Genomic DNA, 19,219 nt, shown 5'->3' with positions numbered 1-19,219 from the left:
CAAAACATTGTTTTTTTGAGCCAAATTTAAAATCTCAAATAACAATGAAAAAAATAGTAATAACGCTGGCATTTGCGCTCAGCATTATGCGTGTAAGTGCACAAAAAGAAACTAAAACTGTAGACAATTTTAATAAATGGTCAGTAGAGCTTAATGGCGGTTTTAACAAAGTACAACGTCCGTTTACGTCAAGTAATTATTACAACGCAAGAATCAGCCCGTTTACAGTTGACTTAGGAGTAAGATATATGCTTAACAACAAGTTTGGTTTTAAGGCTGATTTTGGCTATAATAGTTTAACGGAGCAAAAAAACAGCTCCCTTCCTTTTGATTCTAAATATTACCGAGCTGACTTGCAGGCTGTATTAAACTTGGGACGTATCATGAATTTTGAAACATGGACGAATACATTTGGATTATTAGCACATGGAGGTTTTGGAATTGCTCAGTTAGAGAACAAAGATTATCACGTAAGCGACTTGGTCACGAATGCAATTGCTGGATTTACTGCACAAGCTAAATTAACTGACAGAGTAGTTTTGACCGGCGATATCAGCACTATTTTAAACTCACATCAAGACCATACTTTTGATGGTGCTGGTCTTACAGAAAACCGAGGATTTTCTGGATTGCTTTTTAACGGGACGGTTGGTTTGCAAGTTTATCTAGGAAAAAACACAAAGCATGCTGATTGGGTCGTAATGTCTGATAATGCTGATATTGCAGCGCTGGAAAACAAAATTGCAGGACTAGAAGAACAAATTAAAAAGACTCCTGAAAAGCAAATAATTGTCGAAAAACCAGTAACAAACACTCTGGTATCAAACAAGGATGTCGTGAAAGAGATGATTAACGACAACTATTATGGTGTTTATTTTGACTTTAACAAAGCAACGCCAATCGAAGCTTCGACTTCATCAATTGATGTTATTTTATCTTATTTAAGAAAAAATCCATCGGCATCAATGGATATCGTGGGTCATGCTGATCAAGTTGGAAGTTCTGAATACAACGATAAATTAGCAAATTTAAGAGCTACGAATATTAAGACCATTTTTGAAAAATCTGGCATTTCGTCGTCACGATTAAATGTTGTCTCTGAAGGAGCTGATAATTCAATCCAAAAAGATTCAGAGGAAGCTAGAAGATTAGCACGAAGAGTTACTTTCAGAATAAAATAAGTACTTTTTATATTCTTACACTAAAGCCTTAGAGAAATTTCCCTGAGGCTTTTTTTTATGATTCAGCCATCAAAAGAATGTCTTCTCGAACAGTAAATTTTCATCTGTAAAAAATCATTTTATTTCATTAATTTTGGAAATATATCCAAAGATTCTAATGAAAAAATTACTGCTTTTTTGCTTTCTGCTTTCACAGTCAATATTGTTAAGCCAGACTATATTAAATTCTTCTGTTCTTAATTTGAATAAACCATTAGAAAATGGACAGCTTATAAATGCAGAAAACAGCAAAACTCATGAAGTATTTGTTTTTGCGTCTGACAATAAAACCATCAATATTTTAAAATACAACAAATCGCTGTTTCTGGCCAATCAATTCAGTGATACAATAAAAGCCGAACAAAAAAGAACAATGCTTGGATACAGTTTTGGCGAAGATGGAAATCCGACGCTTTATTGGGGCTCCGAAAATCATAAAAACATCCGAATAATAAAATACAATCTAGAGAACAAAACTTCAACAGTTTTAGGTTTTGATTTTCCGGCAAACGCTGGAAATCTTATAACTTCTTTCCAAAAAAACAATGCATTTTATATTCTTTCCAAAGAAAAAGATCAAGAACATTTGCTTTTATTCGAATTTAGAAATGATAAATGTGAAATAAAAATGTTCAATTTCGCACCGTTTTCTTTTCAAAATGAAAGAGGGCAATCTGTTTCTTTCAGTGCGCTTGTGCAGTATCATTATCCGATTGAAAAAATGGAGACTGATGACTTTTCTTCTTTGGACAAAACCGAAAAGAAAAGCAAAATGTATGTTCTTGATGACCACATCATTCTGACATTTGACTACAATACAAAACGCACACAGGTTTTTGATCTGAACATTAAGACAAATGAAATTACGGAGAAAATTTTTGACACTCCAGATACGCAGACAATGCCAAAAATTACAAACTCGTTTTATCTTGAAAACAAACTATATCAAATTAGTGCCAACAGCGAACAGCTTTTATTCAGTTTAAAAGATTTTGATTCGGGGAAAAGCATAAAAAACATTTCGGTTTCAAAAAACGACACCATCACTTTTAAAAATTCGCCAATGTTTTTGCAGGTAAACGGAGAAAAACCTCAAAAACTAAAAACAACAAGCAAATTTCTAAAACAATTATCAACTGTAAACGCATCATTATCAGCTTTTAAAAACAGGCAATATACCTTTGTCACTTTTGGCGGATTTGCTGCTTATCAATCTCTAAGCGTAAATTATGCCCCAAATGGTTTCCTGGATGGTTTTAATAATGTCCAAAATGCAACAAAAATGGTGTTTTTTGACTCGGTATTAAACTCTGATTTTGAATTTATAAAAAACAATCAAATCGAACCTTTGGCAATAGACAATCTCAATTATTTCATTAATACCAGTAAAAATATTTCGTTGGTAAGTATCCTAAAACTAAGCGATTATTATGTTTTGGGTTATTACGACAACGTTTCAAAAAGCTATGTCATGCGCAAATTCACAGATGGTTTTATGGATCAAAGCGCAGGAAATCCAATTATGAACAAAGCAATATTTAGGAAATCTCTTCCTCCGACTCGAAATTAAATTTACTGAGAATCACTGCAAACGTTCTATGTTTTAGCCATTTATAAAAAACGGAATGGATTATTTTTGTTAATTTTACAGAAAAGACAACATTATGCTATCAAAAAATATTGAAACAGCTTTAAACAAGCAAATTCGCATAGAAGCAGAATCTTCGCAAACCTATCTTTCTATGGCTTGTTGGGCTGAAGTACACGGATTAGAAGGAATCGCTCAATTTATGTACACACAGTCAGATGAAGAGCGTGCACACATGCTTAAATTAGTAAAGTATGTCAACGAACGCGGAGGACACGCCCATATAACAGATTTAAAAGCGCCAAAAACAAGCTATTCGACTTTTAAGGAAATGTTTGAGGAGCTTTATAATCATGAACTTTTTGTTTCAAAATCGATTAACGAATTAGTGCATATTACTTTTGAAGACAAAGATTATGCAACTCATAATTTCTTGCAATGGTATGTTTCTGAACAAATCGAGGAAGAAGCTACAGCTAAATCAATTTTGGACAAAATCAACTTGATTGGCGACGATAAAGGTGGGCTTTATTTATTCGACCGTGATATTCAGCAATTAACAGTGACAAGCTCCATTGCTATCAATCCAAAATAAAAAAAGTTAAAGTTTATTTAGAATGCTTAAAAATAACTTTTTTGATATATATTTGCTTCTGTTTTTATAATACAGAGGAAAATTGAGCAAGAAAGAAAAAGATAAGGACAAGAAAAAGGATAAAAAGAAAAAGAAGAATAAAGTTATCCTTGAGAACATTAAGAAGTTGGAAAACTGCAAATCTTCTTGTTGTGAAAAATACAAAAAGAGCGAAAAGAAGCGTTGTTCGCGTTGTCCGATGTTTGATTTATTCAAAAAAACCGCTTAACAATATATACAAAAACCCACTAGATTTTTCTGGTGGGTTTTTTAGTTTTAAATTGCAGTCTTCTTTTGATTTTAAAGACTCAGAATTTATATGGAAAACAAAATCATAATCCCAAAATCCAGTTTGGATTTTTTGCAGCGACTCAAAGAAAACAATAACAAACCTTGGTTTGAAGCCAACAAACCACAATATTTAATTGAATTAAATCATATTGAGAATTTCGCTGGCGCTTTACTAAAAGAACTTTCCAAAACTGATGTTTTAGAAAATACTTCGGGCAAAAAAAGTGTTTACAGAATCTATCGTGATATTCGCTTTTCTAAAGATAAGACTCCTTTTAAACATTTTTGGGGAGGAAGTTATACGCGCGCAACCGCAGCCAGACGCGGTGGATATTATTTTCATCTTGAAAAAGGAAACAGTTTTTTTGCAGGCGGTTTTTGGGGACCAAATGCAGCCGATTTAAAAAGAATAAGAAGTGAATTTGACCATGATTCTGAAACATTTCAAGAGATACTAAATTCAAAATCTTTTGTTGAAACGTTTGGAACTTTGCAAGGCGAACAGCTTAAAACAGCTCCAAAAGGCTTCGACATTAATCATAAAGCAATTGATTTGCTTCGTTTCAAACAATTTTTAATTATAAAACGTTTTACAGATGACGAAGTTTTGAGTCCGCTTTTTTTGGAACAAGCTTTACAGACTTGCTTAAATATGAGACCTTTTTTTGATTATATGAGCGAAGTGCTTACGACTGATATTAATGGCGCTTCTGTTTTATAATTACTCCTAAAAGTTAAACCCGACAGGTTTTATCCCGAGGCTTCGGGACTGTCGGGTTTGCTAAAGTTCATCAAAGATTATTTGCTTAGCAATAAAATCTCATTTGCAACAACTTCGGTGATGTATTTTTTTTCTCCGTTTTTGTCATCATAGCTTCTGTGAGTTAACTTTCCGTCAACCGCAACTTCTTTTCCTTTTACAACAAATTTTTCGATTATTTCAGCCGTTTTTCCCCAAGCTGTAACGCGATGCCACTCCGTCTGCTCTACTTTGTCGCCTTTGTCATTTCTGTACGTTTCATTTGTCGCAATTGTTAAATGTGCGAGTTTTTTACCGCTTTCTAATGTTTTAACTTCTGGATCATTCCCTACGTTACCAATTAATTGTACTCTGTTTTTCATTGCATTCATGGCTTATAATTATTTAAATGTTCGTATAAAAAAATCGTTGATCAAATTCAACAGGGCAAAATTGGCGCAACTCCGCTAAAATATTCGGTTACCAACTGTTTACTTTCGATTGTAACTGTTTGTAAACGTTTGCAAATGGAAATATTTTTGTATATTTGAGATAAATCCTACGATATGCAAACAAAAATCAAAAAGGTTGAACTTCGTAATTTGGAAATCGAAGACTACAAACAGTTAAAAAATTCGATGATTCAGTCTTATCCTGAAATGGCGAATTCGTATTGGGAATCAGATGACATTGAACGCTTGTTACAAGTTTTTCCAGAAGGACAACTTGTAATTCTAGTCGATGGAAAAGTCGTGGGCTCGGCATTGTCACTTATTGTTGATGAAAAACTCGTTGACAAAAAACACAATTACAGTCAGATTCTAGGCGATTACACCTTTTCAACGCATAATCCTGACGGCGAAATTCTCTACGGAATTGATGTTTTTATTCATCCAAACTACCGCGGACTCCGCTTAGGACGAAGATTGTATGATGCACGCAAGGAACTTTGCGAACAGCTGAATTTAAAAGCTATCGTTTTTGCCGGAAGAATTCCAAATTATGGGCAACATTCTAAAAAACTGAGTCCGAAAAATTATATCGAAAAAGTTAAACACAAAGAATTATACGATCCAGTACTTTCTTTTCAGCTCAGCAATGATTTTCACGTTTTACGAATCATGAAAAATTATCTGGAAGGCGATGAAGAATCCAAAGAATTTGCGGTTTTGCTCGAGTGGAATAATATATATTATGATGAAAGTCCGAAACTGATCAATCTTGAAAAAAGCGTTATTCGACTTGGTTTGATTCAGTGGCAAATGCGTCCGTTGAATAATCTTGAAGAATTTTTTGAGCAAGCCGAGTTTTTTATTGATGTCGTTTCAGGTTATGGAAGCGACTTTGCTCTGTTTCCAGAACTTTTTATTGCGCCTTTAATGGCCGATTATAATCATTTGTCTGAAGCCGAAGCCATTCGAGAACTTGCGCGATATTCAGATCCTATCAGAAAACGTTTCCAAGAACTTTCCATTTCATATAATATCAATATCATTACCGGAAGTATGCCTCTCTTGGAAAGCGGTAATTTATACAACGTTGGTTTTTTATGCAAAAGAGATGGAACTTCAGAGATGTATACAAAAATTCATATCACACCGAACGAAGTGGTTCATTGGGGAATGAAAGGCGGTTCAGAATTTAAAACTTTTGATACCGATTGCGGTAAAATTGGTATTTTGATTTGTTATGATGTCGAGTTTCCAGAACTTTCAAGACTTCTTGCTGACGAAGGAATGAATATTTTGTTTGTTCCATTTTTAACCGATACTCAAAACGGATATACACGAGTAAAACATTGTTCGCAGGCGCGTGCGATTGAAAACGAATGTTATGTTGCCATTGCGGGTTGTGTGGGGAATCTTCCAAAAGTAAATAACATGGATATTCAATATGCACAAGCCTCTGTTTTCACACCTTCCGATTTTGCTTTTCCGAGCAACGGAATCAAAGCCGAAGCAACTCCAAATACAGAAATGACACTAATTGTTGATGTCGATCTAAATTTACTAAAAGAACTTCACGAGCACGGAAGTGTACATACCTTAAAAGACAGAAGAACAGATTTATACGAAATTAAAAAACTCAATTCATGAAGACATGCCTCGAATGTTCTGAAAAAATTGTTGGCCGCGAAGACAAAAAATTCTGTTCAGACGGCTGCCGAAATGCCTACAACAACAAAATAAATAAAGACACGACTAATTTTATGCGAAATGTGAACAATAAATTACGCAAAAATTACCGTATTTTGGCCGAGTTAAATTCAGAAGGAAAATCAAAAGCGACTAGAGAAAAAATGATAAATAAAGGTTTTGATTTTGATTTCTTTACCAATATCTTGCACACCAAAACAGGCAATACCTACTATTTCCTGTATGACCAAGGATATAGATCTTTGGACAATGATTATTTTATGCTAGTTAAAAAAGAAATATAGTACTATTCATCATGAAAAAAAACCCCACCTCAATTCTTGGATTTCTTTGTGTATTAGGCATTTTGGCCATTATTTATGCCACAATGATGCCTCAATATATCTCTCGGGAAGAAGAAGCTCTGGCGGAATTCTCGACAGAAAGAGCCTTGAATCAGGTAGAAATAATTGCGCAAAAACCGCATTATGTAGGGTCGACAAATCATGAATTAGTAGCAAATTACTTAATACTTGAGTTAAACAGAATAGGTTTAGAAACCTCAACTCAAGAAGGTTTTACACTAAACGACAAAGGACTTTTAGTAAAATCTAAAAATATTCTTGCGAGAATAAAAGGAACCAACAACTCAAAAGCACTTTTACTGCTTTCGCACTACGACAGCGCACCACATTCTTTTTCAAAAGGCGCCAGTGACGATGCCTCGGGAGTTGCTACTATTTTAGAAGGAATTCGTGCTTTTTTATATGCAAAACAGCCTCATAAAAACGATATTATAATTTTATTTTCTGATGCTGAAGAGTTAGGATTAAACGGAGCCGCACTTTTTGTCAACAAACATCCTTGGGCAAAAGATGTTGGTTTGGTACTAAATTTTGAAGCAAGAGGTTCATCAGGTCCAAGTTATATGCTGATGGAAACCAACAAAGGAAACAAAGCACTTGTAAATGAATTTTCGAATGCAAAAGCGGCGTATCCAGTTTCTAATTCTTTGATGTACAGCATTTACAAAATGCTTCCAAATGACACTGATTTAACTGTTTTTAGAGAACAAGGCAAAATTCAGGGTTTCAATTTTGCTTTTATCGATGGGCACTACAATTACCACACACAACAGGATGATGTTCAGCATTTAAACAAAACAACTCTTGCACACCAAGGTTCTTATTTGATGCCTTTATTAAAATATTTATCCAATGCCGATTTAAACGCAACAGATTCTACCGATGATGATGTTTATTTCAGCGTTCCATTTTCTTTCATCAGTTATCCTTTTTCTTGGGTAACACCAATGACAATAATTGCGTTAGGTTTGCTGATTCTTTTTATTTTCATTGGAAAAGCAAAACACATCGTCAATTTCAGAGAAATTTTCAAAGGATTTGTACCGCTTTTAGGAGCTGTTGTTATTGCGGGATTAGTAACCTTTTTAGGCTGGAAAATTGTTTTAGAAGTTTATCCCCAATATTCTGATCTACTCAACGGATTTACATACAACGGCCACGCTTATATTGGCGCATTTGTAACGTTAAGCATCGCAATTTGCTTTGCATTCTACCACCATTTTTCTGAACCAAAAGTTACTATGAATCATTTTGTTGCGGCATTATTACTTTGGATCATCATAAATGCATTTATTGCCAATAGTTTAGTTGGCGCTGGATTCTTAATTGTTCCTGTTTATTTCGGAGTCATTTTATTCGGAATTTATGTTCTTACTGGACATAACAGTTTAGCTGTAAATTTAATTTTCTCTATTCCGGCCTTAATAATCATTGCACCATTTATAGTAATGTTTCCAATAGGTTTAGGTTTAAAAATTCTTTTTGGAAGTGCTATTTTAACCGTTTTAGCTTTCGGATTATTGCTTCCAATTTTTGGAGCTTTTATCAAAAAAGGTGTTTGGACAATGTTGTTTTTCGCGATTTCAATTGGCTTTTTCATCTATGCTGGATATCATTCTGGGTACGAGCACGGAAAAGCAAAATCGAACAGTTTGCTTTATGTTTATAATGCGAATACCAACACGGCTGTCTGGACAACTTATGATGTCAACTTAGACGATTGGACAAAATCATATTTAGGCGAAACAAATCAAAAAGCAGTTGGATTGAACAGCCTTCCGCTTGCCAGCAAATACAATTCTGGTTTTACTTACAGCGCAATCGCTCCGGTTGTTGATGTTCCAAAACCAACAATTTCTTTCTTGAGAGACAGTGTAATTGGAAATAAAAGATATTTGAAAATCAGAATTACGCCAAACCGAAAAGTAAATCGTTACGACATTTTTGCAAATCCGAAAATGACTTTTTACAACTTTAAAGCAAACGGAGTTTCAGAATTGGGTGCAAAAACAAATCGCCTGGAACGCGAAGGTGCAAAAATACTGTGTTATTATGTTGTTGGAAACGAACCTCTTGAAATGGAATTTTACATCAATAAATCTTCTATTTTTGATATGGATTTAATTGAAAGTTCTTTTGATTTAATGACAAATCCACTTCTTAAAGTAAAACCAAGAAGCGACTGGATGATGCCGACGCCATTTGTATTAAATGACGCCGTTTTGATTCAGCAAAAAATTAAGAGATATGTAGCGCCGGTGCCACAATTGCCGGTTGTTCCGGTAACGGACAGCTTATCAGTAGTAAAAGACAGTTTATTAAAACCAGCTATCGTTAAACCACAATAAAACACACTAACTAACCTAAATCGTTTAAAAACCAATATGAAAAAAAACTTCCTGCTATTTTTGACTTTTGTGAGTGTATCAGTAATTAATGCGCAAACTATTGAAGAAAAAATCGCCGAAAAAGCATGTGAATGTCTTCAAAAAAGTTCAAAAATTACAGAAGATGTTTTTAGAGATTGTCTCACAAAACCAATGAGCGAGCTGATCTTAACCGATAAAGACCCAAAAGTTAGAGAATCTATAAACACAGTTGAAGGCATCAAAACCATGATTTTGAAAATTCAAGGTGTTGTTTCTAAAAAATGCCCAGACTTGGTTCCGGAATTAATGGCAAACAAAGAAGATGTTTTTTACAGTGAATCAAAAAATAAAAATGCACAGAATTCTTATGTAATCGCAAAAGATTTCATGCAAAAAAGCGATTATAAAACCGCTATCGAAAGTTTTCAATTGGCTTTAAAGGAAGATCCAAATTTTGTTCTTGCTCTTGATGACATGGCGGTTTCATACAGACAATTAAAAGATTATGACAACGCGATAAAATATTATAAAAAATCACTAGAAATTTATCCCGAAGGAAATTTTGCTTTGATGAATATTGGCGTTGTATACACATTGAAATCAGATTTTAAAACTGCCATCAGTTATTATGAAAAACTGATTCAGTATCATCCAGACAACGCTGAAGGCTATTTTGGTGTCGGAAAAAATTGCATTATGCTAAATGAGGATGAAAAAGCATTGGATAATATTTTCATTGCGCACATTATTTATACCAACGAAAAATCAGAATATGTAAAAGATAGCGAACAGCTTTTGGGCGCTCTTTATCAGAAAATGAAATCGGAAAACAAAGAAGATGTTTTCAAAAAAATTGCAGCAAAAAATAACGTTAAAATAGAATAAAAATGGCAACAAATATTTCTACAATCGTTCTGAATGCCCCAATCGAAAAAGTATGGAATGTCTTGACAAAACCAGAATTGGTAAAACAATGGCAATATGGAAGTGATCTCATTACAGACTGGGAAAAAGGCAGCGAAATACGATTTAGAAATGAGTGGGAAGGCCAAGTTTTTGAGCAATGGGGAACTGTACTAGAAGTTGTTTCGAATCAAAAAATCAGTTATTCTTTGTTTTTTCCAAGACCAGGTTTAGAAGACAAATCAGAGAATTATTTCATTATGAATTATATTTTATCTGAAGAAAATCAAAAAGTAAAACTCCAAATTATACAAGAAGATAATCGTCCGGGAGCAGTTCAAGAAGAACCTCAAGGCGAAGAAAATCCGATTCTGCAAAGCCTAAAAGCTTTGGTTGAGGCTTAAAATTTAGGCTCAAAGTTGCAGAGGTTCAGAGGTACAAAGATAAAAAGCACTATTAAAATAGTGCTTTTTGTTTTTTAAGACATGTTGAAAACCTTTGAACCTTTGCTTCTATGAACCTCTGAACCTCCTAACAGGCACATTCAATTTTCAATCCTTCTTTTACTCCTTTTGTGCCCTCCGTCGCGTAACCGTCGATTTTCCACCATTCTAATCCGCCGATCAATTCTTTTACTTTAAATCCGAGTTTTGTCATGTTCAAAGCTCCTTTTGTTGATGCGTTGCATCCAATTCCTGTGCAATATGTAACATACAAAACATCTCTATCTAAATGTTGTGTGGTTTCTAAATTCATTTCGCGATGCGGAATATTAATCGCATTCGGAATATGTTCTTCGTCATAACCAAAAGCACGTCGAGCATCAATTACGATTATATTTTCACCTTCATTTAGCGCTTCAAATAAATCAGACGGATCCATTTCAAAAGCCAGTTTGTTTTCGTAATGTTTAATTTGCGTTTCCATAAGTATGTTGTTTTAATGATTTTGTTTTTCCAAAATTAGAACGCTTTACATTCTCATAAAAACGAAAAGAATTCATGCAGAACATTACTTTTTTTCATACAAAAGCCACTACAAAATTTTGTTACTTTGTGTACCAATAAGCAAACAAAATGGAAATACGTCACTTAAAATTGATAAAAGCAATAGTCGAAGAAGGAAGCATTACAAAAGCAATCGACAAACTTCATTTGACACAATCGGCTTTAAGCCATCAGCTCAAAGAAGCAGAATATCAATTGGGTACAGCCATTTTTCTCCGAACAAATAAAAAATTGGTTTTGACAAAAGCCGGCGAAAAGATCTATGATTTAGCCAATGAAATCCTCAACAAACTAAACGAAACGCAAACGCAGATCAAACAAATGGTTTTTGGCGAATATGGCGAAATCAGAATCAGTACAGAATGTTTCTCGAGTTACCATTGGCTTCCGTCTGTTATGAAACAATTTCATTTGCTTTATCCAAATGTTGAACTGAAAATTGTGGCCGAAGCAACTCATATTCCGCTTCAAAAACTTTTGGATAATACTATTGATATTGCCATTGTGAGCGACACCATTAAGGACAACAATATCAAATATACTGAGCTTTTTCAGGATGAAGTTGTCATGGCAGTTTCGGAAAATCATCCATGGGCAGACAAAAAATATGTGGTTGCAGAAGATTTTATTGATGAACATTTGATTATTCATTCTCTTCCGATGGAAACGGTTACGATTCATCAATTTCTTTTGGCTCCAGCCAAAGTTACACCAAAGAAAATTACGCCAATGCCATTAACCGAAGCTTCTCTGGAAATGGTAAAAGCAGATATGGGCGTTATGTCCATGGCAAAATGGGCTTTGTTGCCACATTTAAAATCAAGTCCGATTAGAGCTATTAAAGTTGGAAAAAACGGTTTAAAAAGAAAACATTTTATCGCCACGCGTGCAAACGAAAACTACCCAGATTATTTTCATCATTTTATAAATTTTTTACAAAACGAAATCAACCTACAATGGAATATACAATAAGAAAGTGCGAAATCACCGACTTACCTAAATTAGTCGTTTTATGCCAAAAACATACCGAATTTGAAAAAGCCGAATATGACCCAGAAGGAAAAGAAAAAGGTTTAAAAGAAGCTTTATTTAATGAAAATCCGCAGTTATTTTGCCTAGTTGTCACAACAGAAAATGATATTGTTGGTTATGTTTCTTATACTTTCAGCTTTTCAACTTGGAGTGCAGGCAACTACATGTACATGGATTGTCTGTTTTTGGAAGAAGAAGCTCGAAATTTTGGAATTGGAGAGGTTTTAATCAATAAACTAAAACAAATAGGCAAGGAAAAAAACTGTGTGAATTTACAATGGCGCACCCCGCAATTTAACGAAAGAGCTATTAAATTCTACCACAGAATTGGTGCAAAAGGAAAAGAGAAAATTTGCTTTTTTCTAGATTTGTAAAAATTTAATCTCGCAAAGTCGTGACGCTTTTTGTCATCCTGAACGAAGTGAAGGATCACACTAGCGAATCTACAAAGATTGGCGATTTAGAATGTCGAGTTTCTAGTGTGATCCTTCGTTCCTCAGGATGACAAGATTGCGAATAACCTTTGTATCTTTGTGCCTTTGAACCTCAAAAAGTAATGAAAAAAATAAGCATTTTAGGCTGTGGCTGGCTCGGTTTGCCTTTAGCAAAAAAACTTCTCGAAAAAGGAAATTCAGTTAAAGGTTCTACAACTTCTGAAAACAAAATTTCCGTTTTAGAAAACGCTGGAATCAATCCGTTTTTGGTCGCGCTTGAAAGCGAAAGTATTTCAGAAAGTACAAATGATTTTTTAGCGGAAAGCGAAATTTTAATAATTGATATTCCGCCCAAATTACGCAATGAAAATTCAGATTCCGAAAAGAAAATCTTTGTAGAAAAGATCAAAAACCTAATTCCGTTTATAGAGAAATCAAATATTTCTAAAATCCTTTTTGTGAGTTCAACTTCTGTTTACGGCGATGAAAATGATTTTATTACTGAAGAAACCGTTCCAAACCCAGAAACGGAAAGTGGTAAACAATTGCTTTTAGCGGAAGCGATTCTTCAAAAAAACGAAAATTTTGAAACCACAATTCTTCGTTTCGGAGGATTAATCGGCGAAGACCGACATCCTGTAAAACATTTATCTGGTAAAGAAAACCTTGAAAATCCTGATGCGCCAGTAAATTTAATTCATCAAAAAGATTGTATCGGAATTATTGAAGAAATCATCGATCAGTCAAAATGGAGTGAAGTTTTTAATGCCGTTGCACCTTTTCATCCCACAAGAGAAGAATATTATACTCAAAAAGCAAAAGAACAAAACTTAGTTTTACCAAAATTCAGTTCTGAAAAATCGAATATTAAAAAGACTATTTCGAGTGAAAAAATTGAGAATGTTTTAAGTTATCAGTTTCGATTAGAAAATTATTAATGAAATTGTCAGGGTGAGCGGAGTCGAAGTGCCATTCCAATTGGCGAGCCCTTCGACTTCGCTCAGGGTGACAATTATATGATAACACAAAACTTAAATTACTCAAATAACTTATATGGTTTAAAAAAAACTTTGCGAACTTTGCGTAAATCTTAGCGCCTTTGCGGTTAAAAAATCATGGAAACAGTCTACATCAACTCGCCTTTAGGAATCACCAAAATAGTTGGCGATGAAGATGGTATTGCTGTAATTTCGGTTTCTGATGTTGGCACGAATGAAATTTCAACAGAAATTCCAGAAGTTTTGAAAGATGCTGTTTTGCAATTACAAGAATACTTCGAAGGCAAAAGAACCGATTTCGATTTAAAACTGAATCCGCAAGGCACCGAATTCCAGCAAAAAGTCTGGAAAGCTTTACTCGAAATTCCGTATGGAAAAACTGTAAGTTATATGGATCAAACCAAAAAATTGGGTGATGTAAAAGCGATTCGTGCCGTAGCTTCGGCAAACGGGAAAAATCCGCTTTGGATTGTCGTTCCTTGTCATCGCGTTATTGGTACAAACGGTTCGTTGACTGGCTACGCCGGCGGATTATCTCGTAAAAAATGGCTTCTCGAACATGAAAATCCTAGTAAACAGCAAAGTTTGTTTTAAAATTAAACACAAATTTCACAGATTTACACAAATTAAGATTTATAGCTTTATATTTACAAAACCTTAAATCTTGTGTAATTATTCAACTTTAAACAATTCGTGTTAATTGGTGTAATTCGTGTTTTAAACTACAAAAATGATTGAAAAAATTAACCTCAACAACATTCTCTTTCTTGATATAGAAACCGTTCCGGAAGAAGAAAACTTCAATTCCCTGGATTCGGAAATGCAAATGCTTTGGGATTTAAAAACGCAATATCAGCGAAAAGATGATTTTACACCAGAAGAATTTTATGACCGAGCCGGAATTTGGGCAGAATTTGGAAAAATCGTTTGTATTTCGGTTGGTTATTTTACGATCAAAGGTGATATTCGGAATTTTAGAGTGACTTCATTTTTTGGAGAAGAAAAAAAGATTCTGAAAGATTTTAATAATCTGCTGAACAATCATTTCAATCAGCCTCAACATCTTTTGTGCGGACATAATGCGAAGGAGTTTGATATTCCGTTTCTGGCCCGCCGAATGATCATCAACCAAATCGCAATTCCTGAAAAACTGAATTTATTCGGAAAAAAACCTTGGGAAATTGCGCATCTTGACACTTTAGAATTATGGAAGTTTGGCGATTACAAGCATTTTACTTCTTTAAAATTATTGACCAAGATTCTTGGAGTCCCATCGCCAAAAGGCGATATTGATGGCAGCCAAGTCGCGCATGTTTTTTATGTTGAAAAAGACATTGACCGAATTGTAACGTACTGCGAAAAAGATACGATTGCTGTAGCGCAGATTTTCCTTCGCTTAAGAAGAGAAGATTTATTGATTGATGAGGAAATTATTCATGTGTAATAACTACCTATAAAACCAAAAATAAATAATTAATAAAATCGCAACAAAAAAAGATAACAAACCATATCTTAAAGATTTGATATTTTCATGCTTTTTAGAATTTAGTAAAGTATCGAAAAAAGTACCGATAATCAACCATTCAAGAAAAAGCCAAATTCTTCCAATAATATCTCCAAAGAGAGTTGTATTTCTCAAGAAAATATTGGACGGATTAAACATTAAAAAAGCTAAAATTATTAAGTTTAAAATTCCTAAGATTAAAGCAGAATAATTTGTTTGCTTTTTATGTCTAGTAATATATGTCAAATTAATATTTATAATTTTTTCCGCTGGTAAAATCATAATATGTCCGGGAACGTCTTTTATTTCAACGCTATTATTTTCAAAATTTTTTCGATATCTCCTAACATCTGTTAAATAAATAGCCTTTAAATCTCCTGAGTTCTTGCATATAGTATGCTGCCTTATTAATCCCTTATAAAGTTTTGTTCCATCGTTCCCAACATCGACCAAAACATCAGCTTCAGTTAAAGCCACAATAAGACTTTTATCAGGCAGAAGCCCTTTAAAATCCTTAAACTTTAAAGATTCACCACTTAAGTAATAATGCCAGTAATTGTTAAATCTCAGTGTAGAAAATTGGATATCTAAATTAAAAGTTCTAACAACCTTCCAACAAATTTGAGCAATAATAAAAGAAATAAATACAGTTGTAAAGAGATATAAGAAGATCCAACTTAATAATTCAAAATTAAAAAGCTCTTTAGGAAGAGAATCTTTTTTAATTTTTTTGTAAATACTATTTATAAACTCAAAATTATTAAATGATAAATTTGCGTTTATTAAATTTACAAAGGCAAAATAAGATATGATTTGAATAATTAGCCCAGGAACCAAGCTAATATATATTGTATTTATCCAATTTCCTGAATTAAATTGCTTTGAAAATTCTCCCACATAATAAAATCTTCTAAATACAATACCGGGAAAAATAAATAATAGAAATAAAACAAATGAATTTAAAGCAATTTCCATTTATTCAACAAAAGAAAATTTGTCACCTTCAATTTTAATCTGAATAGATGAATCGTTACTTTCATTTAATTTTGTAAGTAATTTTTGTTTGTTCAGTGGATTAGACAAAATAACATCAACAACTTCCTTGTCAACAACAGAAATTTCTCTACCAAATGTTTTAGAAATTTGTTGCATTACTAATCCAAATGAAGCCGATAAAGACATCAAAACAACTTTAAAAGTCATATTTAATTTTATTAAATTAGTCATAGTCTTGGCAAAAATACAAATAATATATATACAAATAACCAACTGACAAATTTAATGCAAAAATTAAACACGTAAAATATTACAAAATGACGTGTCAAGAAATCTCACATCATCGTCTTGTTTCTCAAAAGCTTTATAAAACAACTCAATGTCCACCACAAGAAATTGTTCGGCATTTTGGTGCCATGCAGGCGCAAGATTATGCAATGGCAAAATGGGCGGTTGGTTCCCGATGTGACGCTTCGGAAAAGGAAATTGAAGAAGCCGTAAATTCGGCTAAAATTATTCGGACACATATTTTGCGTCCAACATGGCACTTTGTTTCTGCAGAAGATATTTATTGGATGCTTGATCTTTCTGCTCCGCAAGTGAAACGTTTTACAACTTCGGCCACTAAAAAATTTGGTTATGATGCCAAAAAGCTTGAACAAGCAAATAATAAAATCGAAAAGCTTTTAACCGGAAACAATCATTTGACTCGAGAAGAAATCATGCAGGAACTCGGCATCAGCAAAACTTCAAAAGAAGATTTTTTAAGTGCTGCCATAATGATGAATGCGGAACTTGACGGTTTGGTTTGCAACGGGCAAATGAAAGGCAAACAAATTACGTATGCTTTACTCGAAGAACGCGTTGAAAAACCAAAAATCAAATTATCAAAAGAGGAAGGTTTGGCAAAATTAGCCCTTCGTTATTTTGAAAGCCATGGTCCGGCAACCTTGCTGGATTTCTCGTGGTGGTCTGGTTTTCCGCCAACTACCTGCAAATCCGCAATAAATGCAATTGAGTTGCAATTAAACAAAATTAGTATTGAAAATCAGGAATATTGGTTCGGAAAGACCTATTCGGATTCAGTAAATTTCCGCGAAAGCGTCTATTTTCTTCCGGCATTTGATGAGATTTTAATCTCTTATAAAACGCGTGAAGCTTCCATGCAAGTCGAACATCAATCAAAAGCTTTTACCAACAATGGTATTTTTAAACCAATTATTGTGGAGAACGGAAAAGTAATTGGAATTTGGAAAAGAACCTTCAAAAAAGATCATGTCAAAGTAGAGACACAATTTTTTAATGAGATCGAAAATTCTAAAAAGGAAGTTTTGTTTGAAGGAATCAAAGCTTTTGAAAAATATCTTGAAACTAAAATTATAATCGAATAAATAGAATTTTTGCAAAAAAATTCTCATTTCATTTAAATACTTCTGCTTTCGGTATTAAAATCTTTGTGCGTTTTATTGCTAAATAATTACATTTACAAAAAATATAATTATGGTTTTAAGCAGATTTTGGTTAGCAATCTTTATTTCTTCAATTTTCTTTATTGTAGTCAGTTTATTTACTGCCAACACTTATACTGTTGATTCTGTATTAAATGGAAAAAAAGACGACCCAATTTTAGTTTCTGAAAAATACATCGAAGAACTTCCTGCTTTCATCAAAGACAGCATAAAAATGGCGAAAGATCAGACCATGATCATCAATCGCGACACGCTAAATGCTGACACAACTTATGTTTACAAAAACAAAACAGTAAAAATTTACAGCGGTCTTCAAAAATCGGATGGTTTATTGCCGACATGTAAATCTACTTTGGTTGATATAATTCTGCCTCTTATTGCTTATTTAGCTTTCTTTTGTGGTTTAATGGAACTTTTAATTATTTCTGGAGCTTCTGGAAAATTGGCCAAAGCTTTAAGTCCGGTATTTGTAAAAGTATTTCCAAGTATCCCAAAAAATCACCCTTCGATTTCCTATATGACGCTAAACTTTGCTGCTAATTTCTTAGGATTAGATTCGGCTGCAACACCTTTTGGGTTGAAAGCGATGGAAAGTTTACAAGAAATAAATCCTGATAAAGACAAAGCAAGCGATGCACAAATTATGTTTATGTGTCTTCACGCGTCTGGATTGACTTTGATTGCGACTTCGATTATTGGTTATCGTGCGGCTGCAAATGCCACAAACCCAGCCGATGTTATGCTGCCGTGTATTATAACTTCGTTTATTGGTACAATTGCGGCTTTCTTGATTGTGGGAATCAAGCAAAAAATCAATTTTAAAAGTGCTTCGCTTCTTATTGGTTTAATAACTTTGATTGCGGCGATTGTTGGTTTGCTGATGTATGTAAATCATTTGGACTTGATCGGAAAAAACTATTTCACTTCTAATCTTTCTGGATTGATATTAATTGCAATTATTGCCTTTACATTGATTTTCTCTTTTCTGTATGAGAAAAAATTTAAGGAAGCTGATACGACTGTTTTTGACACTTTTGTAGTTGGTGCTAACAACGGAGTTAAAACCGGAGTTACTATTTTCCCATATGTTTTGGGAATGTTAGTTGCGATTTCTTTGTTCCGAAACAGCGGATTATTTGAAATTATCAGCGACGGAATTGGATTTGTGTTTTCGAATTTAGGTGTTTCTCAAGAAATTACGAATGCTTTGCCGGTAGCGATGTTGCGTCCTTTCAGTTCTGCTGGATCACGCGGATTCTTGATTGATTCGATGAATACTTTTGGTGCCGATTCTTTAACTGGAAGACTAAGCAGTATTTTTCAATGCAGTGCCGAAAGTACTTTTTATGTGATTGCGGTTTATTTCGGTTCGATTAATATTAAAAACACTCGTTATGCCTTAGGCACAATGCTTTTGGTGGATTTAATTTGTGTGATTACGGCAATTTTTGTGGCGACTTGGTTTTTTTAAAATCTAAATAAAAACCATAAAACGCCCCTAATTCAAATTCTTTCTTAGGTAAATAATTTCTAAC

Annotated in this window: 21 protein-coding genes; 17 read left to right on the top strand and 4 right to left on the bottom strand. The window is 33.8% G+C overall.

Features of this window, described 5'->3' with window-relative positions; translation table 11 throughout:
* Positions 1–44 precede the first annotated feature (44 nt).
* The 5 genes from FND99_RS04735 (at position 45) to FND99_RS04715 (ending at position 4,454) form a co-directional block, all read left to right on the top strand.
* The gene (locus tag FND99_RS04735) at positions 45–1,181 is read left to right on the top strand and encodes an OmpA family protein (protein WP_144336840.1); all 1,137 of its coding nucleotides are present in this window, start codon (positions 45–47) and stop codon (positions 1,179–1,181) included.
* Between the two features lie 157 nt (positions 1,182–1,338).
* Entirely contained in the window at positions 1,339–2,790 is a 1,452-nt protein-coding gene (locus FND99_RS04730) for a hypothetical protein (protein ID WP_144336839.1), read from the top strand.
* A 94-nt stretch (positions 2,791–2,884) separates the two neighbouring features.
* Positions 2,885–3,403, top strand: a complete 519-nt coding sequence (locus tag FND99_RS04725; RefSeq protein ID WP_144336838.1) for a ferritin — start codon at positions 2,885–2,887, stop codon at positions 3,401–3,403.
* Between the two features lie 82 nt (positions 3,404–3,485).
* The gene (locus FND99_RS04720) at positions 3,486–3,671 is read left to right on the top strand and encodes a hypothetical protein (protein WP_056188713.1); all 186 of its coding nucleotides are present in this window, start codon (positions 3,486–3,488) and stop codon (positions 3,669–3,671) included.
* Positions 3,672–3,761: 90 nt separating this feature from the next.
* Positions 3,762–4,454, top strand: coding sequence for a DUF2461 domain-containing protein (locus FND99_RS04715; protein WP_144336837.1), 693 nt, complete (start codon positions 3,762–3,764; stop codon positions 4,452–4,454).
* Between the two features lie 77 nt (positions 4,455–4,531).
* Here FND99_RS04715 and FND99_RS04710 read toward each other — a convergent pair whose 3' ends face one another.
* Positions 4,532–4,864: a single-stranded DNA-binding protein gene (locus tag FND99_RS04710; RefSeq protein WP_144336836.1), complete on the bottom strand. Its 333-nt coding sequence runs from the start codon at positions 4,862–4,864 to the stop codon at positions 4,532–4,534.
* Between the two features lie 174 nt (positions 4,865–5,038).
* Between FND99_RS04710 and FND99_RS04705 the strand changes: the two genes are divergently transcribed.
* The 5 genes from FND99_RS04705 to FND99_RS04685 are packed head-to-tail and all read left to right on the top strand — an operon-like array spanning position 5,039 to position 10,648.
* A complete protein-coding gene (locus FND99_RS04705) occupies positions 5,039–6,568 on the top strand; it encodes a bifunctional GNAT family N-acetyltransferase/carbon-nitrogen hydrolase family protein (RefSeq protein ID WP_144336835.1) in 1,530 nt (509 codons plus the stop codon).
* Entirely contained in the window at positions 6,565–6,912 is a 348-nt protein-coding gene (locus tag FND99_RS04700; protein WP_144336834.1) for a hypothetical protein, read from the top strand. Before FND99_RS04705 ends, FND99_RS04700 begins: the two co-directional genes overlap by 4 nt.
* 11 nt (positions 6,913–6,923) lie before the next feature.
* Positions 6,924–9,320: a M28 family peptidase gene (locus tag FND99_RS04695; RefSeq protein ID WP_144336833.1), complete on the top strand. Its 2,397-nt coding sequence runs from the start codon at positions 6,924–6,926 to the stop codon at positions 9,318–9,320.
* Between the two features lie 36 nt (positions 9,321–9,356).
* Positions 9,357–10,226, top strand: a complete 870-nt coding sequence (locus tag FND99_RS04690) for a tetratricopeptide repeat protein (protein ID WP_144336832.1) — start codon at positions 9,357–9,359, stop codon at positions 10,224–10,226.
* 2 nt (positions 10,227–10,228) lie between these two features.
* Positions 10,229–10,648, top strand: a complete 420-nt coding sequence (locus tag FND99_RS04685; RefSeq protein WP_144336831.1) for an SRPBCC family protein — start codon at positions 10,229–10,231, stop codon at positions 10,646–10,648.
* Between the two features lie 127 nt (positions 10,649–10,775).
* Here the strand turns inward: FND99_RS04685 and FND99_RS04680 are convergent, their stop codons facing one another.
* Positions 10,776–11,171 (bottom strand): rhodanese-like domain-containing protein, encoded by a 396-nt coding sequence (locus FND99_RS04680; RefSeq protein WP_144336830.1) that lies wholly within the window; start codon positions 11,169–11,171, stop codon positions 10,776–10,778.
* Positions 11,172–11,320: 149 nt separating this feature from the next.
* Here FND99_RS04680 and FND99_RS04675 point away from each other — a divergent pair, with 149 nt between their 5' ends.
* The 5 genes from FND99_RS04675 (at position 11,321) to FND99_RS04655 (ending at position 15,159) form a co-directional block, all read left to right on the top strand.
* Positions 11,321–12,223 carry a LysR family transcriptional regulator gene (locus FND99_RS04675; protein WP_144336829.1) on the top strand — a complete coding sequence of 301 codons (903 nt, stop codon included), beginning with the start codon at positions 11,321–11,323 and terminating at the stop codon, positions 12,221–12,223.
* On the top strand, positions 12,208–12,657 hold the full coding sequence (locus FND99_RS04670; protein WP_144336828.1) for a GNAT family N-acetyltransferase: 450 nt from the start codon (positions 12,208–12,210) through the stop codon (positions 12,655–12,657). Before FND99_RS04675 ends, FND99_RS04670 begins: the two co-directional genes overlap by 16 nt.
* Before the next feature lie 182 nt (positions 12,658–12,839).
* Positions 12,840–13,655, top strand: coding sequence for an NAD(P)H-binding protein (locus FND99_RS04665; protein ID WP_144336827.1), 816 nt, complete (start codon positions 12,840–12,842; stop codon positions 13,653–13,655).
* A gap of 177 nt (positions 13,656–13,832) precedes the next feature.
* Positions 13,833–14,309 (top strand): methylated-DNA--[protein]-cysteine S-methyltransferase, encoded by a 477-nt coding sequence (locus FND99_RS04660; RefSeq protein ID WP_144336826.1) that lies wholly within the window; start codon positions 13,833–13,835, stop codon positions 14,307–14,309.
* 136 nt (positions 14,310–14,445) lie between these two features.
* On the top strand, positions 14,446–15,159 hold the full coding sequence (locus FND99_RS04655; protein WP_144336825.1) for a 3'-5' exonuclease: 714 nt from the start codon (positions 14,446–14,448) through the stop codon (positions 15,157–15,159).
* Positions 15,160–15,162: 3 nt separating this feature from the next.
* Here FND99_RS04655 and FND99_RS04650 read toward each other — a convergent pair whose 3' ends face one another.
* Both FND99_RS04650 and FND99_RS04645 read right to left on the bottom strand, forming a co-directional pair.
* Entirely contained in the window at positions 15,163–16,194 is a 1,032-nt protein-coding gene (locus tag FND99_RS04650; RefSeq protein WP_144336824.1) for a hypothetical protein, read from the bottom strand.
* Positions 16,195–16,446 (bottom strand): hypothetical protein, encoded by a 252-nt coding sequence (locus FND99_RS04645; RefSeq protein WP_162615534.1) that lies wholly within the window; start codon positions 16,444–16,446, stop codon positions 16,195–16,197. It lies immediately after the preceding gene.
* Positions 16,447–16,532: 86 nt separating this feature from the next.
* Here FND99_RS04645 and FND99_RS04640 point away from each other — a divergent pair, with 86 nt between their 5' ends.
* Together FND99_RS04640 and FND99_RS04635 are read left to right on the top strand one after the other, a co-directional pair.
* A complete protein-coding gene (locus FND99_RS04640) occupies positions 16,533–17,606 on the top strand; it encodes a winged helix DNA-binding domain-containing protein (RefSeq protein WP_144336823.1) in 1,074 nt (357 codons plus the stop codon).
* Between the two features lie 109 nt (positions 17,607–17,715).
* Positions 17,716–19,155, top strand: coding sequence for a nucleoside recognition domain-containing protein (locus FND99_RS04635; RefSeq protein WP_144336822.1), 1,440 nt, complete (start codon positions 17,716–17,718; stop codon positions 19,153–19,155).
* Positions 19,156–19,219 lie beyond the last annotated feature (64 nt).

The organism is Flavobacterium daemonense, from assembly GCF_007341385.1.
In the GTDB taxonomy this organism is placed as follows: Bacteria; Bacteroidota; Bacteroidia; order Flavobacteriales; family Flavobacteriaceae; genus Flavobacterium; species Flavobacterium daemonense.
The sequence above is the reverse complement of the archived record's forward strand: the minus strand, read 5'-3'. Positions and strand labels throughout refer to the sequence as shown.

What these genes read in the sequence shown, in the direction of transcription:
- FND99_RS04735 (WP_144336840.1), top strand. Translation starts at nt 45, where the DNA reads ATGAAAAAAATAGTAATAACGCTGGCATTTGCGCTCAGCATTATGCGT.
- FND99_RS04730 (WP_144336839.1), top strand. Translation starts at nt 1,339, where the DNA reads ATGAAAAAATTACTGCTTTTTTGCTTTCTGCTTTCACAGTCAATATTG.
- FND99_RS04725 (WP_144336838.1), top strand. Translation starts at nt 2,885, where the DNA reads ATGCTATCAAAAAATATTGAAACAGCTTTAAACAAGCAAATTCGCATA.
- FND99_RS04715 (WP_144336837.1), top strand. Translation starts at nt 3,762, where the DNA reads ATGGAAAACAAAATCATAATCCCAAAATCCAGTTTGGATTTTTTGCAG.
- FND99_RS04710 (WP_144336836.1), bottom strand. Translation starts at nt 4,864, where the DNA reads ATGAATGCAATGAAAAACAGAGTACAATTAATTGGTAACGTAGGGAAT.
- FND99_RS04705 (WP_144336835.1), top strand. Translation starts at nt 5,039, where the DNA reads ATGCAAACAAAAATCAAAAAGGTTGAACTTCGTAATTTGGAAATCGAA.
- FND99_RS04700 (WP_144336834.1), top strand. Translation starts at nt 6,565, where the DNA reads ATGAAGACATGCCTCGAATGTTCTGAAAAAATTGTTGGCCGCGAAGAC.
- FND99_RS04695 (WP_144336833.1), top strand. Translation starts at nt 6,924, where the DNA reads ATGAAAAAAAACCCCACCTCAATTCTTGGATTTCTTTGTGTATTAGGC.
- FND99_RS04690 (WP_144336832.1), top strand. Translation starts at nt 9,357, where the DNA reads ATGAAAAAAAACTTCCTGCTATTTTTGACTTTTGTGAGTGTATCAGTA.
- FND99_RS04685 (WP_144336831.1), top strand. Translation starts at nt 10,229, where the DNA reads ATGGCAACAAATATTTCTACAATCGTTCTGAATGCCCCAATCGAAAAA.
- FND99_RS04680 (WP_144336830.1), bottom strand. Translation starts at nt 11,171, where the DNA reads ATGGAAACGCAAATTAAACATTACGAAAACAAACTGGCTTTTGAAATG.
- FND99_RS04675 (WP_144336829.1), top strand. Translation starts at nt 11,321, where the DNA reads ATGGAAATACGTCACTTAAAATTGATAAAAGCAATAGTCGAAGAAGGA.
- FND99_RS04670 (WP_144336828.1), top strand. Translation starts at nt 12,208, where the DNA reads ATGGAATATACAATAAGAAAGTGCGAAATCACCGACTTACCTAAATTA.
- FND99_RS04665 (WP_144336827.1), top strand. Translation starts at nt 12,840, where the DNA reads ATGAAAAAAATAAGCATTTTAGGCTGTGGCTGGCTCGGTTTGCCTTTA.
- FND99_RS04660 (WP_144336826.1), top strand. Translation starts at nt 13,833, where the DNA reads ATGGAAACAGTCTACATCAACTCGCCTTTAGGAATCACCAAAATAGTT.
- FND99_RS04655 (WP_144336825.1), top strand. Translation starts at nt 14,446, where the DNA reads ATGATTGAAAAAATTAACCTCAACAACATTCTCTTTCTTGATATAGAA.
- FND99_RS04650 (WP_144336824.1), bottom strand. Translation starts at nt 16,194, where the DNA reads ATGGAAATTGCTTTAAATTCATTTGTTTTATTTCTATTATTTATTTTT.
- FND99_RS04645 (WP_162615534.1), bottom strand. Translation starts at nt 16,446, where the DNA reads ATGACTAATTTAATAAAATTAAATATGACTTTTAAAGTTGTTTTGATG.
- FND99_RS04640 (WP_144336823.1), top strand. Translation starts at nt 16,533, where the DNA reads ATGACGTGTCAAGAAATCTCACATCATCGTCTTGTTTCTCAAAAGCTT.
- FND99_RS04635 (WP_144336822.1), top strand. Translation starts at nt 17,716, where the DNA reads ATGGTTTTAAGCAGATTTTGGTTAGCAATCTTTATTTCTTCAATTTTC.